Source organism: Hydrogenophaga palleronii NBRC 102513 (assembly GCF_001571225.1).
Taxonomy (GTDB): Bacteria; Pseudomonadota; Gammaproteobacteria; order Burkholderiales; family Burkholderiaceae_C; genus Hydrogenophaga; species Hydrogenophaga palleronii.
The window spans coordinates 1-1,934 of record NZ_BCTJ01000090.1; the positions used below are offsets into that span (position 1 = coordinate 1).

The 1,934-nt window shown below is 67.4% G+C and carries 1 protein-coding gene; it reads left to right on the plus strand.

Translation table 11 applies throughout. The features are described 5' to 3' along the window. On the plus strand, nucleotides 1-1,934 hold a 1,934-nt coding region (locus HPA01S_RS22360; RefSeq protein ID WP_174525318.1), incomplete at both ends, for a beta strand repeat-containing protein.

Sequence of the window (1,934 nt, forward strand, 5' to 3'; positions counted from 1 at the left end):
ACCGACAGCAACGGCCTCAACCCCGGCGGCTGGGGCAGCTCGGTGGCGGTCTTCGGCGGCCAGGCCGGCGGTACCGTCACCGTGCAAGGCACACAAGCCTTTGACACCCTGCAGTTCTCCACCAGCGGTTACCAGCTCAGCGGCGGCCAGTTGGCCATCGCATCGGCCACGGGCACACAAGGCGCAATCAACGTGGACGCGGGCATCACGGCAGACATTGCCACGGCCATCGTCAACGGCACGGGCAACAGCCTGTTCAAGGTCGGCACGGGCACGCTCACGCTATCGGGCGCCAACACCTACACAGGCGCCACCACCGTCAACGGCGGCACGTTGGCGTTGAGCGGTTCGAGCAGCTTGGACACGCAAGGTGCTGTGGCCTTGACGGGCAACACAGCGCGCTTCGACATCAGCGCGGCCAATGGCAACCGCACCATCGGCGCACTCTCTGGTGTGACGGGCAGCAGCATCGCACTCGGCGCCCGCTCCCTGACCTTTGGCGACAGCACCAACCCGAGCTTTGGTGGCGTCATCGGCGGTACCGGTGGTCTCGTCAAACAAGGCATCGGCACCACCACGTTCACCGCCGCCAACACCTACAGCGGTGGCACCACCATCAACGCCGGCACGCTGGCATTGCGCGGTACTGGCAGCTTGCACGCGCAAGGTGCCGTGGCCTTGACGGGCACAGCGCGCTTCGACATCAGCAGAGCAAACGACGACCGCACCATCGGCGCGCTCTCTGGTGGGATGAGCAGCAGCATCGTACTCGGCGCCCACAACCTGACCTTCGGCGACGACACGGACCAGCGCTTTGAGGGTGGCGTCCGCGGTGCGGGTGGTCTCGTCAAACAAGGCACTGGCACCACCACGCTCGGTGGTGTCAGCACCTACACCGGCGGCACCACCGTCAACGCCGGCACGCTCGCCATCGCCAGCACGTCGGCGCTGGGCGCGGGTCAGGTCGTGCTCCACGACGGCGCCGAACTGCTCAGCACGGTCTCGGGCAGCTTGGGCCCTGCCCAGCTGATCGTCACGGACGGCCGGATTTCCGCCGCCGACAACCAGAGGTTTGCGGTGTCGGCCGAACAGATCGGCCGGCAGAACGCTGGAGGGACCCTGCGCATCGGCTCGGCCGGCCATGCCGGCACGGTTCAACTGGGCGTGATCCGTAGAGCCGCACCCGTCAACGTGCATGTCGACCATGGCACCCTGCAATATGGAGCCCCGGGCTTCGGCTCCGCAGCGATGCTGAGCATTTCCGGTGGATCGTTGAACATTGCCGCAGGTGCCACGGCAGACCTCAATGGGAACACGGTCGATGCCTCACATCTGCGCGGAGACGGCCTCATCACGAACTCCGCTCCCGCTCAAGGGACGGCGACGCTGCGTGCGGGCACGGGCAGCACGGCCGACTCCATCTTTACCGGCACCATCGAAGACGGCACAGGCGGCATCTCGCTGCAGAAGTCGGGCTCGCACACCCTCACGCTCTCGGGCACCAACACCTACACCGGCATCACCACCATCAACGCCGGCACACTGGCCGTGAACGGTGCCGTGGCCGGCAACGTGCGGGTCAATAACACCGGCACGCTGGGTGGCTCGGGTGTCATCGGCGGCAACGTCAACCTCGTCAGCGGCGCCACCCTCTCGGCCGGCAACAGCCCGGGAACGCTCACCGTCAACGGCGACCTCACGCTCGGCAGCGGCTCCACCTCGGTGTTTGAACTCGGCCAGGCCGGTGTGGTCGGTGGCACGGCCAACGACCTGGTGGTGGTCGGGGGCAACCTGCAGCTGGGCGGCCGCTTGCAAGCCACGGCCGCCTCGGCCGGCTGGTACCGTCTGTTCAACTACGGCGGCGCGCTCTCGGGGGCGTTCGACAGCGACAACGTGAGCTCCAGCACGCCCGGCTTCACGGTCGCCAGCCACCA